Raw genomic sequence first — 21,895 nt, forward strand, 5'->3', positions numbered from 1 at the left:
GCGGGACGAAGCGGCACGAGGGCGATTCGATGTGGCGGGACGGCGGCTACAGGGCCGAGCGCGACCCTTCGTCTCCGGTCGGGGACGGGTTGCCCACTCCGCCGGGCGGGAACGCTCGGGAGTTATTCGAAGGACGTCAGGAAGCTGCTCACCGCGGCTTCTGCGGCGCCGAGCAGGTGACCCTGCTCCCCCAGCCGAGCGCTGCCGAGTTCCACCGGCAGCTCGGGAAGTCCCCTGATGCGTTCGAGGCTGTAGCGCAGTTCGCCCTCGGCATACCTCAGCAGAGGCCGCAGCAGCCCACCGAGCAGTACCAGTCCCGGATCGAATATGTTGATCATGTTGGCCAGACCGATCGCGACCGGCGCACAGAGCTGTCGGAACGCGTCGAGCGCTTCGGCTTCCCCCTGTTCGGCGCGCTCGAACAGCCGCTCCAGTTCGGACTGTCTGTCGGAGGGCTCCACGACACCGATCCGTCGCAGCAGGGCGTCGGCCCCGATCTCGGTTTCCCAGCATCCCCGGGCACCGCAGTGGCAGGTTCTGCCGCCGGGACTCGTGATCATATGTCCGATCTCGCCCGCGTACCCGGTGTTGCCGGTGAGCAGCTGGTCGTGTGCCACGATCCCGGCGCCCACACCGACACCCGCCGACACGTACACCAGGTCGCTTCGATCCCTGCCCGCACCGCGACGGTGTTCGGCCAGGGCGGCCAGCCGTGCCTCGTTGCCGACCACCACCGGAGCCGTGATCTCCGCCAGCTCGCGCAGTCGCTGTCCGAGCGCCAGTTCGTGCCAACCGAGGTTGGGGGCGCGGGTGACCACCCCGTCCTCGTCCCGTACCAGGCCGGGCACCGCCACCCCCACCGCGATGGGCGGGGCCTCAGTGGTCGTCACGAGCTCCCGGACCAGTCTCGCGAGCTGCTCCAGCCCCGGTGTGGGGTCGCCGGGCACGTGTTCGTGCTGGGCGGTCATCTCCTCGAGAACGTTGCCTCCCAGCCCCACTCTGCCGATTCGTACGGTGTCCACGTCGACGGCTATGGCGAGCACGTAGGCGCGTTCGTCGCGCGGCGAGACGATCAGCGGGGGACGTCCCCGCCCGGTTCTGCCCGGCTGCTGCTGGCTCGAACCGCTTTCCAGTACCAACCCGCGTTCGGTCAGCTCCCCCACCAGGTCCGCGATGGCGCTGCGGGTGAGTCCGGTTACTTCGCCGAGTCCGACCCGGCTGGTGGGGCCCCGCAGATGCAGATGACGCAGCAGCGCCCGGAGATTGTGACGTCGCAGGCTCGCCGGATCGCGGCCCTGCGCGGTCGATGCGGTCACGTGGTCCTCGCTTCGCGGCTCATTGCTTCCCTCGCCAGTCAACGTTCGCCAGTCAACGTTGCACCGTTGCGCGGCGCCAACGGGTGTGGGGGTTGACATGACGCTCATTTTGTTTTTACCTCTTACAAATAATATTCAACACGTCACATCGAATGATCCCCGGCAGCGGCGAACGGCCGGATCCGCTCCCGCTGTCGGAACCGAACGACATTTGGCACCGAGTTGACGGAGAGCTGGATGAGACGACGACCGACACGTCTCCTGGTGACCCTCGGCCTGTGCGTGAGTTGTGCGCTGTCCACCGCACCCGCGCTGGCCCAGGAGAGCACCGAGGACAACCCCGTGTACCTGGATCAGAGCTACTCGGCCCGGGAACGTGCCGCCGACCTGGTCTCCCGGATGACGCCGTCCGAGAAGGCGTCACAGCTGATCAGTAGCCAGGCACCCGCCATCCCCCGACTCGGGGTGCGCTCCTACGGCTGGTGGAACGAAGCGGCGCACGGCGTCGCACGGGAGCAGTACAACGAGGAGGGCAACCCCGAGATACTGACCAACACCACTTCGTACCCGGTGAGCCTGGCCATGGGGTCCACCTGGAACCCCGACCTGATGTACCGGGTCGCGCAGGCCACATCCAGCGAGGCACGCGAAGTGGTACGGGACAACAGTCTCGACCTCAACTTCTACTCCCCCACCATCAACCTGAGTCGGGATCCGAGGTGGGGCCGCAACGACGAGACCTTCAGCGAGGATCCGGGCCTGACCGCGGCCATGGCCTCGCAATACGTCAACGGCATGGAGGGCAAGGACAAACAGGGCAACCTGCTGCCCTCCGGTGACGGCTACCTCAAGACCAGCACCACGATCAAGCACTTCGCGGCGAACAACAGCGAGTTCAACCGACTCACCGGCACGTCGAACATGGACGAGCGGACGCTGCGCGAGTACTACACGGCTCCGTTCAAGGAAGTGATCCGCCAGAGCTCGCCCGGTTCGATCATGACCGCTTACAACAGGGTCAACGGGGTGCCCGCCTCGGCCGACGTCGGTCTGCTGGACACGCTGGCCAGAAAGACCTTCGGGTTCGACGGGTTCTTCACCTCCGACTGCGACTCGGTCTACGAGATCCAGCACGGCCACAACTGGAAACCGGAGGGCGAGGAGGAACCGCTCGACCACATCGAGCGCAACGCCTACGCCAACGCGGCCGGGGTGGACCTCAACTGCAACCAGGGCTACCACGACGAACACAACTTCGGTAACACGCTGCCCGAGGCGGCCCAGAAGAAGATCGAGACCCACAACGGCGTCTACACCGAGAACTTCATGGACGCCTCGCTGATCCGGATGTTCACGGTGCGAATCCGGCTCGGTGAGTTCGACGACCCCGACCAGGTGCCCTGGGTCCAGCGCGCCCGGGAACGCGTTCCCAAGGACAGCTGGGAGAACGCGGAGTCGAACGACGCGGTGACCCAGACACCGCAACGGCTGAATCTCGCCAGCGAGGCGGCTTCCGAATCGATAGTGATGCTGCGCAACCAGCCCGCCGAGGACGGTGGCAAGTTGCTGCCGCTGCGGATACCGGAGTCGGGGCAGTACCGGCTGGCGGTCATCGGTGACCACGCCAACCCGGAGCAGATGTATCTGGGTGGCTACTCCAGCGACCAGGGGCCGTCCGGCCGTGCCAACGGCGTCAACGGCTACGAGGGGCTCAAGCGGGCCGTCGAGAAGATCAACCCCGACGCGGTCGTGGACTACCTCCCCGGCACGAAGCCCGGTACCGAGCACCAGCTGAACCGGAACTCGGTGCGCGCCTCCGCCGACTTCGACGCGGTGGTCGTCTACGGCGGCACGGACGAGAGCACCGCCAAGGAGGACGAGGACCGGGAGACGCTGCGACTGCCGCAACCACAGACGAAGCTGATCAACGAGGTAGCGGCGAAAAACCCGAACACGGTGGTCTACATGGAGACCATCGGGGCTGTCGACGTGAGCAGCTTCGCCTCCGACGTGTCGGCGATGCTGTGGAGCTCCTACAACGGACAGCGCAAGGGCGAGGCACTGGCCGACGTGCTGCTCGGCGAGACCAACCCCAGCGGGCACCTGCCCTTCACCTGGTACCGGAACGATTCCCAGCTGCCGTCGATCGGCGACTACGGAATCAGGCCGACCGACTCGCAACCCGGCCGGACCTACATGTACTTCGACGGTCGGGCCGCCTATCCGTTCGGCCACGGACTCGGCTACACCGAGTTCGAATACGGTGACCTGCGGATCCAACGTGATCACGTCAACGCCAACGGTAAGATCCGGGCGAGTGCGCGGGTCACCAACACCGGAGAGGTCGCGGGCTCCGACGTGGTCCAGCTCTACGCCGCCTCGTCGAAGGCGGACCGGGTCGAACGTCCGGACGAACGGCTCGCCGGCTTCGAGAAGGTCTCGCTCCGGCCGCACGAGAGCAAGCGCGTGGAGTTCACGATCCCGGTGCGCGACCTGGCGCTGTTCGACCAACAGCGGAACCGCTACGAGCTCGGCGCCGAGGGCTACGAGTTCCGGCTGGCGCACTCGAGTTCCCGCTCGGGAGCCGCCGACAGCGAACGGGTGACGGTGCACGGCAAGCTGCGGCCGGTTCCCGCCGCTGTGAGCACCACACCACGAGCTGCCGGTGACGCCGAACGCGGGATCACGGTGCGCAAGATCTTCGATCGCGACACCGTGGTCCGGCCGCGCACCACGGTCTCGTTCGACAACGGCACGCTCGTCGGACATGTCGCGGACGAGCGCGACAAACCCCTGCCTCCCGGAATGCGGGTGCACTACCGCAGCAACCGACCGGGGGTCGTGTCGGTGGAGCCGCACGGGGTGATTCGCACCCGTGATTCCGGAGTCGCCACGGTCACCGCGACCGTGCGCTATCGCGGTCACACCGAGTCGACGGAGTTCGTCGTCAAGGTTCGGTGACCACCTCGGGGAGCCGGTGGCAACCGGCTCCCCGCCCGTCCCCAGTGGACGGCAATGCCGTTCTCGTGAAAGGAGCAACAAGTGAACGACTACTCGCCCACCGCAGCCGACAAGTTCTCGTTCGGCCTGTGGACGGTCGGTTTCCAGGGTGCCGATCCGTTCGGCGCTCCCACTCGGCCGGAGCTCGACCCGGTGCGGGCGGTACACCGCCTTGCCGAGTTGGGGGCATGGGGAGTCACGTTCCACGACGACGATCTGATCCCGTTCGGAGCGGACGAGTCCGAGCGGCAACGGGTGATCTCGCGATTCCGCGAGGCGTTGGACGAGACCGGCATGACCGTGCCGATGATCACCACCAACCTGTTCGGACACCCGGTCTTCAAGGACGGTGCCCTGACTGCCAACGACAGGGACATACGACGGTTCGCGCTGCGCAAGATGCTGCGCAACGTCGAACTCGCCGCCGAACTCGGTGCGCAGACCTTCGTCGCCTGGGGTGGCAGGGAAGGCGCCGAGACCGACGCCGGAATCGACGCCCGGGCGGCCTTCGCCCGCTACAAGGAGGGCATCGACACGGTCTGCGAGTTCGTTCGGGACCGCGGTTACGACCTGCGGTTGGCGCTGGAGCCCAAACCCAACGAACCGCGTGGCGACATCCTGCTGCCAACAGTGGGGCACGTGCTCTCGTTCATCGAGCAGCTCGAACATCCCGACATGGTCGGCGTGAATCCGGAGGTGGGTCATGAGCAGATGGCCGGGCTCAACTACGTGCACGGTATAGCCCAGGCGCTGTGGGCGGGCAAACTGTTCCACCTGGATCTCAACGGACAGCACGGCGCCAAGTTCGACCAGGACCTCCGGTTCGGCGCGGGCGACCTCAAAAGCGCTTTCTTCACGGTCGACCTGCTGGAGAACGCGGGCTACCAGGGGCCGAGGCACTTCGACTTCAAACCCTCGCGCACCGAGGACGACGAGGGTGTGTGGGTCTCGGCGGCCGGTTGTATGCGCAACTACCTGATCCTCCGGGAGAGGTCGGCGGCCTTCCGCGCCGACCCGCGAGTACGGGATGCGCTGCAGGCGTCCCGCGTGGACGAACTCGCTCGTCCCACGCTCGCCTCCGGCGAGAAGCCCGAGGAACTGCTGAGCAGCTCGGAAGGGTTCGACCCGGAGGAGGCGGGGAACCGCGCCATGCACTACGAGCGGCTGGATCAGCTCGCGCTGGAACACCTGATGGGGCTGAGCTGACTCCGCGAGTCCCGCCGCCGCGGGGCAACTGCCCCTGAGGGCAGGCACCACTCGTGTCGAGCGTGTGTGTCGCGAGCACACGCGCTCGACACGTGTCGTCACGTACGAGAACGAGATCCGAGCGCGCCCGTGAGGTGCTCTCCTGGTCACCGCGAAAGGAGTCGTCGTGTTCGTTCTGGGGATGGATTCCTCCACCCAGTCCACGAAGGCGCTGGTCGTCGACGCCGAGGACGGCAGCGTCGTCGCAGAGGGCAGGGCCTCCCACCCACCGCACTCCGAGATCGATCCGGAGGTGTGGTGGCGGGCGTGCGGCGAGGCAGTGCGGCAGGCGGTCGGTGCTGCCCCAGGTCCCGTCGAAGCCGTGGCGGTGGCCGGACAGCAACACGGCATGGTCGCGCTCGACTCCGCGGGGACGGTGCTGCGGGACGCACTGCTGTGGAACGACACCCGCTCTGCTCCGCAGGCGCAGCGGCTGACGGAGCGGCACGGAGCGGCGGCACTGGCCGAACGCACCGGGCTGGTCCCGGTCGCCAGTTTCACGCTCACCAAACTCGCCTGGCTCGCCGAGAACGAGCCCGCGAACGCGGCGCGGTTGGACCGGGTGCTGCTGCCGCACGACTGGCTGACCTGGCGGTTGTCCGGCAGTCCCGCTCGTGCCGTCACCGATCGCGGGGATGCCTCGGGCACCGGCTACTTCTCCCCCGCCTCAGGCGAATGGCTGCCGGAACTGTGCCGGGAGGTTTTGTCCGACCGCGCCCCGCGGCTACCCGAAGTGCTCTCACCGGGCGAACCCGCCGGAGAAGTCACCGAGCTCGAAGAGCTGCACGGGGCGACGCTCGGACCGGGTACCGGCGACAACATGGCCGCGGCGCTCGGGCTCGGCATCGAACCCGGCGATGTGGTCGTCTCCGTCGGAACCTCGGGAACCGCCTTCGCGGTGACCGAACAGCCGTGCGGCGACCCGACCGGGACTGTGGCCGGTTTCTGCGACGCGACCGGTCGTTACCTCCCGCTGATCGCGACGCTGAACGCGGCCCGGGTACTCGACTCGACGGCGAACACACTGGGCACCGATCTCGCCGGGCTGGACGAACTCGCGCTGCGGGCCGAACCCGGTGCGGCGGGGCTGACACTGCTGCCCTATCTGGACGGCGAGCGCACCCCCAACCTGCCCGACGCCACGGGCACGTTGACCGGGATGCGTACCGGCAATCTGACCCCGGAGAACATGGCACGCGCGGCCGTGGAGGGAATGCTCTGCGGACTCGCGGACGGAATCGACGCGCTGCGCAACGTGGGGGTGACCGTGCGGCGGGTGTTGCTGATCGGGGGTGCGGCGGAGTCGGCCGCGGTACGCGCGATCGCACCGATGCTGTTCGGAGTGGACGTGCAGGTGCCGGAGCCTGCCGAATACGTCGCACTCGGCGCCGCCAGGCAGGCCGCGTGGGTGGCCAAGGGCTCCGAGACGCCCCCGGAGTGGCCGCTGCGCTGCGAGTCGTACGGGGCCCGGGACGTTGCTCGCGGAAAGGAGATCCGCGAGAAGTACCACGATGCCGGACAGCGGATGTACGGCTGATCGGAACCGGAACCGCTCGGCGGGATCGACGGGAGCCCGCCGAGCGGTCGGACACCGTTCGTCCGAGACACGTGCTCGTTCAGGCGGATTCACCGAACGGTTCCGCGATTGGCCGGGAGGTGGGCTCCCGTGTAGTCACGTTCGCGGCACAGGAGCACGACAACGGCCCCGAACAGGGAAAGCACGGCTGAGACGAGGGTCGCATAGGTCATTCCGATGGCGAAGTCCCGGCCCGGTTCCTGCCCGCCCGGAGCCAGCGAGAGCACCGCGGCGATCAGCGCGATCCCCAGCGACGAGCCGACGTAGCGGGCGGTGTTGTTGACTCCTGATCCCATCGCCACCCGGTGGGTCGGCACACTCCGCACGGCCAGCCCAGCCAGGGCGGCGTTGGCGAATCCACTGCCGAAACCGGCCAGCGCCAGCCCCGGGAGCAACCACCACCACGAAGACCACTCGGTGATCCCGACCAGGGCAAGCTCACCGAGACCGCACAGGGCCAGTCCACCCGCGACCTGATGCCGGGCACCGAGTACTCCGATCAACCGACGGGCCTGCGGTGCCACCACGAAGGAGAGGCCGGACCAGACTCCGAGGATGCTCGCGCCCGCGAGTGATCCCAGACCGAGCACCCGCTGTGCCGCCGCGGGTACGTAGGTCATGAACCCGATCACCGCGACACCGATCATCACCGCTCCCACCGTGGCGGCGAGGAACGCGAGACGCCGCAATAATTTCAGTTCCAGCATCGGCTCCGCTACCGTTCGTTCCACCAGCACGAAGGCGATCAGCAGTACCAGCCCGAGCGTGAGGAACGCCAATATCTTCGGCTGGGCCCAACCCTGCCGACTCTCGATGAGGGCCGCCACCAAGAGAACGAGACCGCCGCAGAAGGTGACCACTCCGGCGATGTCGAGCCCGCGTGGATGTTCGCTGCTGGATTCCTCGAGACTCAGCGCCGCCCAGAGTGTCAGCAAGGCGGCGAGAATCGCGATGACCCAGTAGGCAGCGGGCCAGGCGGCGACCTTCATCAACAGTGCCGAGAACACCGGCCCCACGGCGATACCGGCACCCACCATCGCTCCCCAACCCCGTGGCTCGCGCCTGCTCCGGACCGGGGTCGAAGACGTGCCCCAACAGTCCTAGTCCCGAGGCAAGCAGGGCAGCGCTGGCACCACCCTGCACGATGCGGCCGAGCACGAACATCACTGTGGTGGGCGCGAGGGCGCACGCCACGCTGGAGAGCCCCAGCAACGCACCGCCGAGCACAAAGACCCGCTTACGCCCGAAATCGTCGGCCAGGCTTCCGGAAACCAACAGGAACGCAGCCAGACCGAGACTTATGCTGCCCAGGATCCAGGTCCGGCCCGAGGCTCCGGAGTCGAGGTCCACACCGATAATCCCCACTGTCGAGACCGGTGCGGTGAAGTTGACGAGAACAAGCTGGGTGGCCACACACGACAACGTCAGCGTCACCCGCGCTGCCGCGGCTTGGTCCGCCACGGATTCGGTCGTCACTACTACTCCCCGAGTTCGGTGACTGAACTGCTCGGTGCCCACACTAGCAGTGGTGATTCAATGAGCGAACTCAAACATTCGGAGGATGAATTGTTAGGATGGCCGCGTGGGGTTGGGACGTGGCTACGCGGGACAGGACTGCTCACTGGCACACGCACTGGAAGCACTCGGGGAACGTTGGACACTTCTCGTGCTTCGGGACTGCTTCTACGGGGTGAGGCAGTTCAAGGACTTCCAGGCACATCTGGACATTCCGCGTGCCGTGCTGGCCGATCGGCTGAAAACACTCACCACGACGGGAGCACTCGAACGGCGGGAGCATTCGAACGGGGTGCACTACCTACTCACCGAGCAGGGGGTGGAACTGTGGCCCGCGATATTCTCCCTCGCCCAGTGGGGTGAACGCTGGCTCTCCCCACACGGTTCCCGCCGCATCTTCAGCCACGCCGACTGCGACACCGACCTGGAGGACACCGGCCACTGTCCCACGTGCGGCGCTTTCCCCGGACCCGGCGAACTACTGCTCCGGGAAGGCCCCGGAGCGGACCACACCCTGCGGGACGACCGAGTCAGCGCGGCACTCCGCCGTGGCCCGCATCGCCTGTTGACCAACCCGTTCCCGGAACCCGACTACGCGGGCACGGCGGGTGTCTGAACAGCGAATCCCCCCCCCCGCACAGCGAATCCGAGAACGTTCGGAATCCGCTCCCGGCCGGAGCCGGCGCAACACCGCGACGATTCCGGATCGGCTCTCCTCGGCGACTCGACCACGGGCGGTACCGCCGCAAGCTACCGGTGTGTAGGTTGGCGCGGAAACATCGGCGTCGGCCACGGAGGATCCATGCACTCGATCGAGCTGAACGGGACGAGCCCGACCGTGCGGGACGGGGCCTGGGTGGCTCCGACCGCCACGTTGGCCGGTGCGGTCACCCTCGCAGCGGAGGCGAGCATCTGGTACGCCTCGGTCGTGCGCGCCGACTGCGACAGCATCTCGATCGGTCGCGGGAGCAATATCCAGGACGGCTGCGTGGCACACGCGGATCCCGGAATCCCGGTGGAGATCGGCGAGTACGTCTCGGTCGGTCATCGCGCCGTGCTGCACGGCTGCACCGTCGAGAACAACGTGCTGGTGGGCATGAGCGCGACCGTGCTCAACGGGGCGCGTATCGGCTCCGGCAGCATCATCGCGGCGGGCACAGTGATCCTGGAGGGCACCGAGATCCGGCCGAACTCGCTGGTGGCGGGCGTGCCGGGCAAGGTGCGACGTGAGACCACCGAGGAGGAGCGAGAGCTCATCACGGCCAACGCCGAGCACTACCTCACGCTCAAGAACCAGCACTCCGAAGCGACGAGCTGAGCTCCCGAACCGGCGTTTCCCGCGTCGCGGGAGTTGAGTTGTCGCCGATCGGAACGGCGAAGCCCGTCGAAGTGCTGATTCCCACAGCCACGAGCCGGTTCGGCGGCCCGGAACCGAAGGTAGCGTTGTCGGCCATGAACGATGGGAGCGAAGCTGGCTACGACTGGGGCGAGCCACGCAGCAAGACCGTTACCTGGTACGACCCCACCACGGGCGCCAGGGCGGCCACCGGGATGTCCGGACTGGACTACCTGTCGGCGATGCACCGCGGTGAGCTGCCGCCCCCGCCGATCAGCGCGCTGTTCGGTGACATGCGGATCAGCAGTGTGGCTGAGGGCGAGGTGGAATTCAGCTGCGTTCCGGACGAGTCGGCATACAACCCGATCGGCATGGTGCACGGCGGACTGGCCTGCACCCTGCTCGACTCGGTGACCGGCTGTGCCGTGCACAGCACGCTTCCCGCCGGCACGGGCTACAGCTCGGCCGAGATCAAGGTGAACTACCTGCGAGCCATCCGGCTCGACACCGGCGAGCTGCATGCCCTCGGCAGGGTGACCAAACCGGGACGGCAGGTGGCGTTCGCGGAGGGCGAGATCCGGGACTCGGCGGGCAAGCTGCTCGCCACGGCATCGAGCACCTGCACCGTGTTCGGCTGACCCGGCTCCCGGCCGGGATCGAACATCCGGCGCGCGACGGCGGCAACCACCACATCGGTCCGAGAAAACCGTTCAGCCCGACAGCGTGGCCTCACCGGAATCCGCCGAGGAGGTCAGCGCACGAGAGATTCCGCGAGCCGCCATCCGCACGGCCGGGGCCAGCGAGCTCGGCCGGACGCTGCCGAACCGCAGCACCACTGAAAGTGCCGCTACCACCTCCCCGGAACCGTCGAAAACGGGAGCCGCTACCGAGAGGGCATCGGAGGTCACCTGCCGGTCGCTGAGCGCGAACCCGTCCCTGCGAACGTCTGCCAGCGCCCTTCGCACCCGTTCCGGGTCGGTCAGCGTGTGGGGGGTGAACCGCCGCAACGGCGTTTCCAGCACTCGTTGGCGGACCTCGGGCGGAGCGTGCGCGAGCAGCACCAGCCCCACACCGGTCGGCGGCATCGGAAACCTGCCACCGATTCTGGTCCGCACTCCCACCGAGGCGCGTCCGGCAAGCCGTTCCACGAACACGACCTCGTCCTCGGCACGAACACCCAGCTGCACGTTCTCCCTGGTGACCTCGTAGAGATCCTCCATGTAGGGCAGCGCCACCTCGCGCAGTCCGGGCCCTCGTGGGGCCAGCGCGGCGATCTCGAACAACGCGAGCCCGACCCGATAGCGGCGATCGGAACCGCGTTCCAGAACTCCCCGTTCGGTGAGCTCACCTACCAACCGGTGCACCGTGGTCATGGCCAGTCCGGATCGGTGCGCGATCTCGCTGAGCGTCAACTCCGCTCTGCCTGAGCCGAAGGCGGAGAGCAACGTGAACAGCTTCCCGGTGACGGAACGGTCGTCGCGCCCGACGGCTCCGTCCTTGGTCGGTCGCATACCACGCTCCCGGTACTCGGTTCCGGTACGACGAGACCGTCGCCCTCACGGACTCTTGGGGACCGCCGCCCGGGAGTCAACCCATCGGGGCTTCCTCGGAGGCTCGTCGTGCTCTCCGGAATCGAACATCCTCGCGAGGATGATGCGGATCACTCCGCCACGAAACCGGGTTTTCCGTTCAACGGAAACAAAATCACGGGAACTCCGGGGCCGAAACCTTCGTCGAGCACGTAACAGCTGCTCAGCGACTTCTTCTTTTTTCGCAACCAACAAGTTTCACAAAAGGTGCCCTACTGTCGCGGTCATGGCACAACGTTCTTTCCCGCCCTACCGGGCCGACCACGTGGGCAGCCTGCTGCGCCCCTCGTATCTGCACTCGGCACGCGAGAAGTTCGCGGCGGGCGAGCTGTCCGCCGAGGCGCTGCGCGAGACCGAGGACCGCGCGGTACGCGAGGTGGTGGCCATGCAGGAGGACATCGGTCTTTCCACCGCCACCGACGGTGAGTTCCGTCGCTCCACGTGGCACATGGACTTCATCTACAAGCTGGACGGCATCAGCGCCAGTGACTCCACGATGTCCGTGCGGTTCCACAACGAAGCGGGCGATATAGAGTTCGCCCCCTCGGCCACCCGGATCGACGGGAGGATCCGGCTCGGGGAACCGATCTTCGGCGAGGACTTCGCCTATCTGGCCAGTCAGGTCAGCACGGCCACCCCCAAGCTGACGATGCCCTCGCCGAGCATGGTCCACTACCGGGGCGGCCCCGCGGCGATCAGTCCGGAAGTGTATCCGGACATCGAGCGGTTCTGGGACGATCTCTCGGCCGCCTACGCCGAGCAGATCCGGGCCATGGGAGCCAGGGGGTGCAAGTACCTCCAGCTCGACGACACCAGCCTGGCCTACCTCAACGATCCGGCCCAACGCGCTCAGCTGGCCGAGCGCGGCGACGACGCCGAGCACCAGCACCTGCGCAACATCAAACAGATGAACGCGGCCCTCGCCGCGCGTCCGGCCGACATGGCGGTGACCACGCACATGTGCCGGGGCAACTTCCGCTCCTCATGGGTGGCCGAGGGCGGCTACGAGTTCGTCGCGGAGGCGGTGTTCAACGAGCTCGACGTGGACGGTTTCTTCCTGGAGTTCGACGACGAACGGTCCGGAGGGTTCGCCCCACTGCGATTCGTTCCCGAGAACAAGGTGGTCGTGCTCGGGCTGGTAACCACCAAACGCGGCGAGCTGGAGTCCAAGGACGCGCTGAAACGGCGTATCGAAGAAGCCACCGAATACATCGACATCGACCAGCTCTGCCTCTCCCCGCAGTGCGGATTCGCCTCCACCCAGGAGGGCAACGCGCTGGACTACGAACAGCAGGTGGCCAAACTGCGGCTGATCGTCGAAACCGCCCGTGAGGTGTGGGGCGACTGATCCGGGAAACACTCGGAGCGGCGCCCCCGGCACGCGGCGAGCCGTCGTGGTCACGGCTCCGCCGACCCTCGGGGGCGCCTGCCGTAGGAGGCGTCGGGAACGACCCCACCACGCGTATGCTCCATTCGAGCGAACTCGATCTACGGCGGTACCCCGATGCCAGGTCCAACCGGTAGGCACGGGACGTGACCGCGCGATCCGGTCACCCGGTCGGCACCGACCGCCGCGTCACTGCCCGAGTAGTGGACTCCACGGCAGCGTCACGACGCCGGTCATCGGCGGCGCCGGAGCTCGCGCGGCCGTATCGGCGCAGTCGACCTCGTCGAGGGGGCTCGGTCATGACCGGTGAGGAAAAGGCACTGCTCGGCGCGCTCGGTGTGGTGGCCGCGATCGTCCCGTTGGTGCTGGGGCTGACCGCGGGATGGCCGGCGTGGCTTTGGCTGCCGTTGGTGTTGGCGTTGGCGGCGGCACCACAACCGCTGGGCAGACGGATCAGCCGGCGGCGCGAGGAACAACGTATCCGTGAGGAGATGCGGCAGCAGGAGGAACAGCGACAGCAACAACCACCCGAACAGGCCCCCTCCACTCATCCTTCGCACCAGGTCGAGGGCCTGTGGGTGCCCACGCAGCATCCGGAGTACCGACTGCTGTTCTCGGCCACGGTGCACTGGATCCCGGCTCCCGGCGCAGCGGGTCCCTCTCCGGAGCGACAGCAGGCCATCGCGGTGGACGCGGTCTATCGACGTGCCTGCGCGGTGACCGCGGAGACCGGGGCGCTGGATCACGGGATCACCACTCATCGGTTGCGGGACGCGCTGGGGGTGATGCGGCAGGACCCGGCCGGGCATCTGCGGGCGTGGGCACAGGACGTGTCGCTGACGATGCGGGAGACCGACGAACAGCGGCTGCGCGCGCTCGGTGATGCGGCCAAGGACGAGGAGATACGGCAACGCAGGCGCGACGGGGAACGCGGTTATCGCGAGTACCTGACCAACGACGCGCTCAAGGACACAGCGAACGCGGTGGTGTGGTGGCTCGCGCAGGAGGACGTGTCCAGGCAACGGCTGGAGGAGGCGGTGGGGTTGGTCGACACACTGTCCCAGCTGTCGGCACTGGCCCACAGTCCAGAGGAAGCCACACGGCACGGTGCGGCGTCGGCACAGTGGGTGCCCGCAACCGGTTTCTTCACCTCGGACACCGCTGTGAGCGGCACCAACTTCGCGCGCCGTGCTTTCACAGCGGACGGTGAGACGGCGCCACCGGAGATCTCGGGAATGGACGAGGAGCAGGACCGCACGAGCATTCGAGTGCTGTTCGCCAGACACATGATCGAGGCGAGCCATCCCGAGGAGAACGAACAGCGGCCACTCTTCGCACGTCGACTGGCCGACGTGCTCGACGAGCACGAGATGTCGCGAGAAGCCGCCGAGATTCGTGCGGAGTACAGGGGTGGCGGCGTCGAGCCGGAGAGCTCCGAGCGGAACACCACGGTGATTCCCGGGGAGGAGCTGGGCCAACACCGGTACCCACGGGAGCAGTAGGCGGGCCGTCGTGCCGGCTGTTCCGGTGACATTCGACCCTAGTCGCGCTTGGGCGGGCCACAACAGGGTTACCGGTGAACGTTCCTCTCCCTCGCGGGAGAGACCGGTTCTTCCCGAGCGGAGCGAGAAGATGTTGCCACCGGATCAACAACACATCGTGGTAGGCGTCGACGGATCGACAACCGCGCTGCAAGCGGCGCTGTGGGCATCCGAGGAAAGTGTCCGCACCGATTCCGCGCTGTGTCTGGTGGTGATCAACGAGGACGAAGCACTCCAGTACTACGCGGCCCGCACGGTCGAGGAAGTGGCAGCGCGCTGCCGGACGCTGCGACCGGAAGTGTGCGTGGTGACCAGTGTGTCGCTGGGCGATCCGGTGGAGGGTCTGATCCGTGAGTCCCGCAACGCTCACGAACTGGTGCTCGGCGGACTCGGCGGAAATCCACTCGGCTCGGTCGGCGCCGCCGTTGCCGGACGCGCGCGCTGTCCCGTGGTGCTGACCAACGGCACGAGCGGACCGTGGAACGGCCCCGTGGTGGTGGGGCTCCACGAAGACGGGGACGACGCCCCCCTGCTGCAGTACGCCTTCGAGGCGGCAGCGCTACGCGAGGAGCCGCGGCTCGAACTCGTGAGGTCCTGGCACGAGTCCGACTACGGAGCCACCTCGCGAACACCGCTGGCACCTCGCGACGGGGAACACCTGCGCCGGGCGTTGGAGCACTGGCTGGCCGAACGGTCGGACGGTTGGGCCGAGAAGTATCCGGAAGTACGAGTCAGCCGGAGTGTGCGGGGCGGCCAGCCGATTCCGGTGCTCACGCGAACCAGTAAGGACGCAGCGCTGCTGATCGTGGGCCGCGGGGCCGACGGAAACCTCGCCCGAAACGGCTCCGGCTCCACGATCATCGGGGTGAACCGTCACGCGAAACGCCCGGTGGCAGTAGTGCCGCTACGAGCAACGTCCGCCAAGTACACCGCTTGAGCCCGAGGCGGCACCTGCCGAACCACAGCGGTTCCGGAAAGAAGTGTCGGAGGCGAGGCGCGGCCGCCACACGGATCGGATCGTCCCGGTGCGGAACGATCAGGTTTCGAGATACCCGAGTTGGGCCGAGAGCTCCTTGGAAGCCACCGTCATCGCGTCGACGAGTTCACGCATTCTTCTGCGGGAGAATCGGTAGGACGGGCCGGAAGCACTCAGCGCGGCGATGACACCGCCGTTGTGGTTGTACACGGCGACCGCCGCCGCGTTCAGCCCCAGTTCGAGTTCCTCGTAGCTGGTCGCGTAACCGTCGCGTTCGATGGCCTGGAACTCCTTGCGGAGCTCCTCGGATTCGGTGATGGTTCGCGCCGTGTAGCGCTGTAGTTCCTCACCGAGTAGATCCTCCCGATCCTCGGTGGGGGCGTGCGCGAACAGCACCTTGCCGCTCGAAGTGGCATGCAGCGGTGTCCGCTGTCCCACCCAGTTGTGCGCGGTGACGGAGGCGGTGCCGCGCGCCTGGCTGATATTGATCGCCACGTCGTGATCCCGGATGGCGATGTTGACGGTCTCGCCCAGTTCGGCGGCGAGCGAGTCACAGTACGGTGCGCCGAGGCGTGGCAGGTCCATCCGTTCGGTGGCGGCACCGGCGAGGCGGACCACTCCGAATCCGATGACGTATTTGCCCCTGTCCTTGAGCTGTTCCACCAGGCCGCGTGTTTCCAGTACACTGACCAGCCTCGACGCGGTGGACTTGTGCACGCCCAGTTCTCCGGCGATCTCGGTTATGCCAACCTCGCCGTTGCGTGCCACGAGTTCCAGGATCGTCACGGCACGGTCCACCGACTGAACCAAGGCCCCCGATCCTCTGCCTCGTGTGTCCGCTGATTCACTCACGACTCAACCGTATCCGTCCGGGGACAATTGCCGGAACCAACCGTCTCGTCGGTCCACCGCCCGACTTCCCGGCAGTCGCCCGACAAACCGGGCACGGTTCCGTTATACGCAACAAAGCGCTCGCCATTGTGACGAACCCGGCGGCACCGGCGAGTTCACCGGCTGCGACACCACCATGGGGCCGGGCCCGCTTCCGCCCCGGAACGAGCCCCGCGTCACGCTTACAGTATCGCAGACGGTAACAGCCGGGAAGAGCGCGAAGTGTCAAGACGATTACCGAGAGCTATCAGAGTCGACGAAACCGACGGAACGCGAACACTCCCGGTCACTGCCCTCAATCGTCGAGGAACTCGGCCATGGCGTCCAACAGCAGGTCCGCGAGGTACTCGGCGAAGGAACAGCGCACCATGATGCGGTAGCCGGGTTCGTGGTCCAGCTGCCACAGCACCACCACGACCCGACCCAGCAGGGTCTGTGCACAGTCAGCGGGCCCGAACGCACGTGGATGCAGATCGAGTGAGCACAGTTTCTCCAGCACTTCGCGAGCCATCGGCCCGGAAAGACGCAGTGTGGTGCGATTGGCCGAGACATCCACCACGGAGCCGGAACCACCCTGTTGAGCGTTCCGGACGGTGCGCAGCAGACTTTCGGCACGTCCGTCCGGCGCCACGATCAGCGACTCGTCCGGCCCCAACCACAGCACGGCCTCGTGCTCGTCGCCGGTGGCCCTGTTGGCCGCGGGCAGTGGAAGCCTCAATGCCTCGGCCACCGAGACGGCTGACGAACTCCCCGGGGAGGTCCGGAGGTCGAGCTGCGTGAGAAACGGTTCCTCGCGCAACCGGACTCCGCGAGCCCCGGATGCGCTACGACGTTCGAACTCGGCGGCACGGTGTTCCAGCGGACTGTGCCGCCGAGCCGTGGCGGCATCGGCCGCAGCGGTGTCGGCCGCAGCGGTGTCGGCCGCAGCGGTGTCGGTTTCAACCTTGTGCGGGCCCGTCACGTCGGACTCCTTCCGGGTCGTAGAACACGGGGCTGGTGATCTCCACCTCGACGTCACGGCCGTCGACCGGAACGCACACCACGTCTCCGAGGCGTTGTTGTCCCCGGCTGATCAGACCGAGCGCGAAGGTTCGTTCGAGAGCGGCACTGTGATAGCTCGAGGTGACGTGTCCGAGCATCGGCACGGGAGGCTGCCTCGACACGTCGGGCTCGACCAGGTGGGACCCCTCCGGCAACAGTGTCGTGGTGTCGGTGGGCAACAGCCCGACCAGCTGTTTGCGGTCCTCGCGGACCAGGTCCGGACGGCTCAGCGAACGCTTGCCGATGAAGTCCTTCTGCTTGGAGATCGCCCAATCCATTCCCAGGTCCACCGGAGTGACCGTTCCGTCGGTGTCCTGCCCGACGATCACGAACCCCTTCTCGGCGCGCAGCACGTGCATCGTCTCGGTGCCGTAGGGGGTGATGCCCAGATCGGAGCCTGCCGTCATGGTGGCTTCCCACAACGCCTGTCCGTACCAGCGGGAGACGTTGACCTCGAAGGCGAGTTCCCCCGAGAACGAGACCCGGGAGATCCTGGCGGGGATCCCCCCGGTGAGCACCGTCTCGTGGAACCGCATGAACCCGAAGGACTCGGCCGAGACGTCGAGGTCCGGGGCGAGTCGCCCCACCGCCGTGCGGGAGTCCGGGCCGACCACCGCGACGGCCGCCCACTGCTCGGTGACCGAGGTGCAGTAGACGTCCAGTTCGGGCCACTCGGTCTGCAACCACTCCTCGAGCCAGTCCAGCACCTTCGCCGCGCCACCGGTGGTGGTGCTCATCAGGTAGCGGTCCTCGGCCAATCGCATCGAGACGCCGTCGTCGAGCACCATCCCGTCCGCACCGCACATCATCCCGTACCGGGCCTTGCCGACCGCCAGCTTCGCGAACCCGTTGGTGTAGATCCGGTCGAGGAACACCGGCGCGTCCGGGCCCACGATCTCGATACGTCCGAGCGTGCTGACGTCCTGGACGGCGACTCCGGTGCGGGCCGCCGCGCACTCACGCAGCACGGCCGCGTGCATGTCCTCGTCGTCGCGCGGGTAGTAGCGGGCACGTTTCCACTGGCCCACGTCCTCGAACACCGCCCCCGCCTCGACGTGCAGGCGGTGCATCGGTGTGGTGCGTACCGGGTCGTAGAGCTCGCCCCGGGTACGTCCAGCGAACAGCGCGAGCGGTACCGGCGTGTAGGGCGGGCGGAAAGTGGTGGTTCCCACCTCGCCGGGGGAGTTCGCCGCCAGAATCTCCGCCAGAACCCCGACCGCGTTGACACCGGAGCCCTTCCCCTGGTCCAGCCCGGTCGAGATGGTGGTGTAACGCTTGACGTGCTGCACCGAACGCATCCCGGTCTCGGTGGCGCGGTACATATCGGCCACTGTGGCGTCCCGTTGCAGGTCCACGAAGTGTTCGGTGCAACGCTCGGCAGGACGCGACTCGTCGGGAACCAGCCATACCGGCCGTGGCCTGCTGCCCTGTCGATCGCCCTCGACCTGCGGAACCGGCGGTGGGGCGGTGCGGAACCCGCTGAGCGTGGCGGCCTCCGCCCCCGCCGCGAATCCCTGCGCGAGACATCCCGCGAGATCGTAGGTGCCCCGTGCCGACCCCACCACTTTCGCGGAACGCCCACCGGCCGTCCGCGGCACGAACCCGGCCACCACGGGATCCCAACGCACCGCTCCCCCGCTCTGTGCGAACAGCTGAACCGCCGGGTTCCAGCCACCGCTGACCGCCAACAGGTCGCAGGAGAACTCGTCGCTCCAACCCGTGAGGGAACCGTCGGTGTCGAGCCCACGCACCCGCACACCGGATATGCGGTGCTGACCGGTGGTGGCGACCACCGCTGCCGAGGTCACCACGTGAGCGCCGGCGGCTCGGACCTGTTCGATCAACCGTGCGGACGGTTCGGGCCGGGTGTCCACGATGGCCGGAACGCGGGCTCCCGCGCCGAGCAGGTCGAGCGCGGTGCTGTACGCGCTGTCCGAAGTGGTGAAGACGACGGCTTCCCGCCCCGGCAGCACGGCGTGGCGGTTGAGATAGGATCGGACCGCCGAGGCCAGCATCACGCCGGGGCGGTCGTTGTCGGCGAACACCAGGGGACGTTCGTGTGCCCCGGTGGCGAGCACCACCTGCTTCGCCCTGACGTGCCAAAGACGCTGCCGACTCATCGACGGAGGCGGAACGGCCATGTGGTCCGTACGGCTCTCGGCTACGAGCAGGTAGTTGTGGTCGTAGTGCCCGAGGGCCGAGGAGCGGGTCAACACCCGGACCTGTTCGTTCTCCGCGAGCTCACGCGCGGCGCGCCCGATCCATTCGGTGGCCGGATGCCCGGCGATGTCGGCCTGGCCGTCCAGCAGCATGCCACCGAGCTCGCGGTGCTGGTCGACGAGGATCACCCGAGCACCACCTCGCGCGGCTGTCAGGCTCGCCGCTATCCCGGAGGGACCGGCTCCCACTACGACGACGTCGGTGTGCACGAACTTCTTGTCGTAACCGGCGGTGTCCCGCTGTCGGCTCAACCACCCGACCCCGGAAAGTGTCTCGGCACGCAGCCCTTCCCGGAGTTCGACCTCGGTGGCGGGCAACATGGGTTCCGGACAGTCGCCGTCGAGCAGCTGGATCAGCGCGTTGGGTTCGGTGCAGTCGGCGCTGAACACCCCCCTCGGACGTCCCAGCTGGATCGAAGGGCCCACCTCGATGTCACCGTGGGCGAGCATGGCCGAGGCCAACGTGTCTCCGGGTCTACCGCTGACCGGATGTCCGTCCACGGTGGCGTTCAACGTGCGGGTGCGGTCGATACGCCCCGTACGGACCGAGGCGTTCACACGGTTGGGGTTCGACGGAGTCGTCATGGTGTTACCGACTTTCGCGACGTCGTGGAATGTCCGGCCTCATCTCGTTGGTCGTGGTGTCGCGAACGGCCGAGAACCAACGGCGACAGCCCGCCGTGTGCACCCAGCGCTCCTCGAACGAGCCCGCTGGGTTCGCGCGCACGAACAGGTACTCGCCCCAGGCGGCGTCGTCGAGCTGATCGGGATCGGCCGGGTAGTCGACATCGGCCTGGCCGCCATAGCGGAACTCGGCCTCGTCGCGGTCACCGCACCACGGGCATCGGACGAGTAGCATCTACGACCTCCTGGGATCTCGTCGCGCAACGGACCGGGAATCCGCGACATAACTCGCTCGGGTGACCGGGGTACCGGCACGGGGCTCGGTGCCTCGCCTCGTTGGACCTGCTGATGAGCAGCGCATTCGAAGTGCACCCCGCTTCAGTGGGCCACGGCTGCCGCGCCGTGTTCGTCGATGAGGGCTCCGCTGGTGAACCGCTCCATGCCGTAGGGCTCGTTGAGCGGATGGGGCTTCCCAGTGGCGATGGTGTGAGCGAACACCCAGCCCGCCCCCGGGGTCGCCTTGAAACCTCCCGTACCCCAACCACAGTTGACGAAGAGGTTCTCGTAGGGCGTGGGGCCGATGATCGGCGAGGCGTCCGGCGTCACATCCACGGTGCCCGCCCAGGTACGCAGCAGATGCGCTCTGGCGAACACGGGGAACAGTTCCACGGCCGCCGCCAGCTGGTTCTCGATCACGTGCACCGAGCCTCGCTGCGCGTAGCCGTTGTGGGTGTCTATGCCGGCGCCGAGCACGAGCTCGCCCTTGTGGGCCTGGCTGGTGTAGACGTGCACGTGGTTGGACATGACCACGCAGGGATGCACGGGTTCGAGGATCTCGGTGGCCATGGCCTGCAACGGGTGGCTCTGCAACGGCAGTCGGACACCGAGGGTGTCGGTGAGCAGCGTCGTCCTTCCCGCCGCGGCCAGTCCCACCCGACCGGCTCCGATGTCACCGCTGTCGGTTCGTACCCCGATCACCCGGTCCCCGTCGGTGACGAAGCCGGTGACCTCGCGGTTCTGGATGAAGTCCACTCCCATCTCGTCGCACTTTCGTGCCAGTCCCCACGCGACCAGGTCGTGCTTGGCTATCCCCGCCCTGCGCTGGTACGTGGCGCCGAGCACCGGATAGCGCGGATTCGATGTGTCGAGGATGGGGCAGATTTCGGAGATCTCGTCGGGGGTGAGCCACTCGGCGTCCACCCCGTTGAGTTCGTTGGCGAACGCTCTCCTGCGCGCGTCTCGGACCTCCTGCTCGGTGTGGGCGAGATTGAGCACGCCGCGCTGGCTAAGGTGGAACTCGTAGTCGAGCTCCTCGTGGAGTTCCTCCCAGAGCCGCAACGCGTGGTCGTAGAGGGCCGCGCTCGCGTCGAGCAGGTAGTTCGAACGGATGATCGTGGTGTTTCGAGCCATGTTGCCGCCCGCGAGCCACCCGCGCTCGACAACGGCGATGTCGGTGATGCCGTGGTTGCGCGCCAGGTAGTAGGCGGTGGCCAGTCCGTGCCCACCGGCCCCGACGATCACCACGTCGTAGTTGCGTTTCGGCTCCGGATTGCGCCACAGCCGCTCCGGAGGAGCTGGGGTGTTGCCGTCAGCGACCAACGGTGGCTCCTTGCTGGCAGTTTGCTGGTTACCGGCGAGG

At 67.4% G+C, this 21,895-nt stretch carries 16 protein-coding genes and 1 pseudogene; 9 read left to right on the forward strand and 8 right to left on the reverse strand.

All coding sequences use genetic code 11. The features are described from left to right. Window positions 1-122: 122 nt before the first annotated feature. Window positions 123-1,316, reverse strand: coding sequence for an ROK family protein (locus ACOQFL_RS05685; RefSeq protein WP_435543027.1), 1,194 nt, complete (start codon window positions 1,314-1,316; stop codon window positions 123-125). Between the two features lie 237 nt (window positions 1,317-1,553). On the opposite strand from ACOQFL_RS05685, the gene ACOQFL_RS05690 reads away from it, so the two are divergent. The 3 genes from ACOQFL_RS05690 (at window position 1,554) to xylB (ending at window position 7,098) form a co-directional block, all read left to right on the forward strand. Beyond that, a complete protein-coding gene (locus tag ACOQFL_RS05690; protein WP_435543028.1) occupies window positions 1,554-4,277 on the forward strand; it encodes a glycoside hydrolase family 3 C-terminal domain-containing protein in 2,724 nt (907 codons plus the stop codon). An 81-nt stretch (window positions 4,278-4,358) separates the two neighbouring features. Beyond that, window positions 4,359-5,522: a xylose isomerase gene (gene xylA, locus ACOQFL_RS05695; RefSeq protein ID WP_435543029.1), complete on the forward strand. Its 1,164-nt coding sequence runs from the start codon at window positions 4,359-4,361 to the stop codon at window positions 5,520-5,522. A 181-nt stretch (window positions 5,523-5,703) separates the two neighbouring features. Continuing rightward, window positions 5,704-7,098 carry a xylulokinase gene (xylB, locus tag ACOQFL_RS05700; protein WP_435543359.1) on the forward strand — a complete coding sequence of 465 codons (1,395 nt, stop codon included), beginning with the start codon at window positions 5,704-5,706 and terminating at the stop codon, window positions 7,096-7,098. Window positions 7,099-7,187: 89 nt separating this feature from the next. Here xylB and ACOQFL_RS05705 read toward each other — a convergent pair. After that, window positions 7,188-8,655: pseudogene (locus tag ACOQFL_RS05705) on the reverse strand (MFS transporter). A 64-nt stretch (window positions 8,656-8,719) separates the two neighbouring features. Between ACOQFL_RS05705 and ACOQFL_RS05710 the strand changes: the two are divergent. The 3 genes from ACOQFL_RS05710 (at window position 8,720) to ACOQFL_RS05720 (ending at window position 10,626) form a co-directional block, all read left to right on the forward strand. Continuing rightward, on the forward strand, window positions 8,720-9,268 hold the full coding sequence (locus ACOQFL_RS05710; protein ID WP_435543030.1) for a winged helix-turn-helix transcriptional regulator: 549 nt from the start codon (window positions 8,720-8,722) through the stop codon (window positions 9,266-9,268). A 186-nt stretch (window positions 9,269-9,454) separates the two neighbouring features. Continuing rightward, entirely contained in the window at window positions 9,455-9,970 is a 516-nt protein-coding gene (locus ACOQFL_RS05715) for a gamma carbonic anhydrase family protein (RefSeq protein ID WP_435543031.1), read from the forward strand. A gap of 134 nt (window positions 9,971-10,104) precedes the next feature. Beyond that, window positions 10,105-10,626, forward strand: coding sequence for a PaaI family thioesterase (locus tag ACOQFL_RS05720; RefSeq protein WP_435543032.1), 522 nt, complete (start codon window positions 10,105-10,107; stop codon window positions 10,624-10,626). A gap of 72 nt (window positions 10,627-10,698) precedes the next feature. On the opposite strand, the gene ACOQFL_RS05725 is transcribed toward ACOQFL_RS05720, so the two are convergent. After that, a complete protein-coding gene (locus ACOQFL_RS05725) occupies window positions 10,699-11,499 on the reverse strand; it encodes an IclR family transcriptional regulator (RefSeq protein ID WP_435543033.1) in 801 nt (266 codons plus the stop codon). A gap of 304 nt (window positions 11,500-11,803) precedes the next feature. Between ACOQFL_RS05725 and ACOQFL_RS05730 the strand changes: the two genes are divergently transcribed. From ACOQFL_RS05730 to ACOQFL_RS05740, 3 genes are all read left to right on the forward strand, one after another. Next, complete coding sequence (locus ACOQFL_RS05730) at window positions 11,804-12,925, forward strand: 5-methyltetrahydropteroyltriglutamate--homocysteine S-methyltransferase (protein ID WP_435543034.1); 1,122 nt, start codon at window positions 11,804-11,806, stop codon at window positions 12,923-12,925. Between the two features lie 338 nt (window positions 12,926-13,263). Further along, window positions 13,264-14,466, forward strand: a complete 1,203-nt coding sequence (locus ACOQFL_RS05735) for a hypothetical protein (protein WP_435543035.1) — start codon at window positions 13,264-13,266, stop codon at window positions 14,464-14,466. Window positions 14,467-14,596: 130 nt separating this feature from the next. Continuing rightward, a complete protein-coding gene (locus tag ACOQFL_RS05740) occupies window positions 14,597-15,442 on the forward strand; it encodes a universal stress protein (protein ID WP_435543036.1) in 846 nt (281 codons plus the stop codon). A 99-nt stretch (window positions 15,443-15,541) separates the two neighbouring features. On the opposite strand, the gene ACOQFL_RS05745 is transcribed toward ACOQFL_RS05740, so the two are convergent. The 5 genes from ACOQFL_RS05745 to ACOQFL_RS05765 form a co-directional block, all read right to left on the reverse strand. Then, entirely contained in the window at window positions 15,542-16,291 is a 750-nt protein-coding gene (locus ACOQFL_RS05745) for an IclR family transcriptional regulator (RefSeq protein ID WP_435543037.1), read from the reverse strand. Between the two features lie 376 nt (window positions 16,292-16,667). Beyond that, complete coding sequence (locus ACOQFL_RS05750) at window positions 16,668-17,333, reverse strand: sarcosine oxidase subunit gamma (protein ID WP_435543038.1); 666 nt, start codon at window positions 17,331-17,333, stop codon at window positions 16,668-16,670. After that, window positions 17,311-20,217 carry a 2Fe-2S iron-sulfur cluster-binding protein gene (locus tag ACOQFL_RS05755; protein ID WP_435543039.1) on the reverse strand — a complete coding sequence of 969 codons (2,907 nt, stop codon included), beginning with the start codon at window positions 20,215-20,217 and terminating at the stop codon, window positions 17,311-17,313. The genes ACOQFL_RS05750 and ACOQFL_RS05755 overlap by 23 nt, the downstream gene beginning before the upstream one ends. A gap of 4 nt (window positions 20,218-20,221) precedes the next feature. Next, a complete protein-coding gene (locus tag ACOQFL_RS05760; protein WP_435543040.1) occupies window positions 20,222-20,491 on the reverse strand; it encodes a sarcosine oxidase subunit delta in 270 nt (89 codons plus the stop codon). Between the two features lie 143 nt (window positions 20,492-20,634). Next, entirely contained in the window at window positions 20,635-21,855 is a 1,221-nt protein-coding gene (locus ACOQFL_RS05765) for a sarcosine oxidase subunit beta family protein (RefSeq protein WP_435543041.1), read from the reverse strand. Window positions 21,856-21,895 lie beyond the last annotated feature (40 nt).

Origin of the sequence: Actinopolyspora sabaoui (assembly GCF_051225635.1) — a bacterium.
Lineage (GTDB): Bacteria > Actinomycetota > Actinomycetes > Mycobacteriales > Pseudonocardiaceae > Actinopolyspora.

What these genes read in the sequence shown, in the direction of transcription:
- ACOQFL_RS05725 (WP_435543033.1), bottom strand. Translation starts at nt 11,499, where the DNA reads ATGCGACCGACCAAGGACGGAGCCGTCGGGCGCGACGACCGTTCCGTC.
- ACOQFL_RS05735 (WP_435543035.1), top strand. Translation starts at nt 13,264, where the DNA reads ATGACCGGTGAGGAAAAGGCACTGCTCGGCGCGCTCGGTGTGGTGGCC.
- ACOQFL_RS05755 (WP_435543039.1), bottom strand. Translation starts at nt 20,217, where the DNA reads ATGACGACTCCGTCGAACCCCAACCGTGTGAACGCCTCGGTCCGTACG.
- xylB (WP_435543359.1), top strand. Translation starts at nt 5,704, where the DNA reads ATGGATTCCTCCACCCAGTCCACGAAGGCGCTGGTCGTCGACGCCGAG.
- ACOQFL_RS05690 (WP_435543028.1), top strand. Translation starts at nt 1,554, where the DNA reads ATGAGACGACGACCGACACGTCTCCTGGTGACCCTCGGCCTGTGCGTG.
- ACOQFL_RS05720 (WP_435543032.1), top strand. Translation starts at nt 10,105, where the DNA reads ATGAACGATGGGAGCGAAGCTGGCTACGACTGGGGCGAGCCACGCAGC.
- ACOQFL_RS05715 (WP_435543031.1), top strand. Translation starts at nt 9,455, where the DNA reads ATGCACTCGATCGAGCTGAACGGGACGAGCCCGACCGTGCGGGACGGG.
- ACOQFL_RS05730 (WP_435543034.1), top strand. Translation starts at nt 11,804, where the DNA reads ATGGCACAACGTTCTTTCCCGCCCTACCGGGCCGACCACGTGGGCAGC.
- ACOQFL_RS05740 (WP_435543036.1), top strand. Translation starts at nt 14,597, where the DNA reads ATGTTGCCACCGGATCAACAACACATCGTGGTAGGCGTCGACGGATCG.
- ACOQFL_RS05760 (WP_435543040.1), bottom strand. Translation starts at nt 20,491, where the DNA reads ATGCTACTCGTCCGATGCCCGTGGTGCGGTGACCGCGACGAGGCCGAG.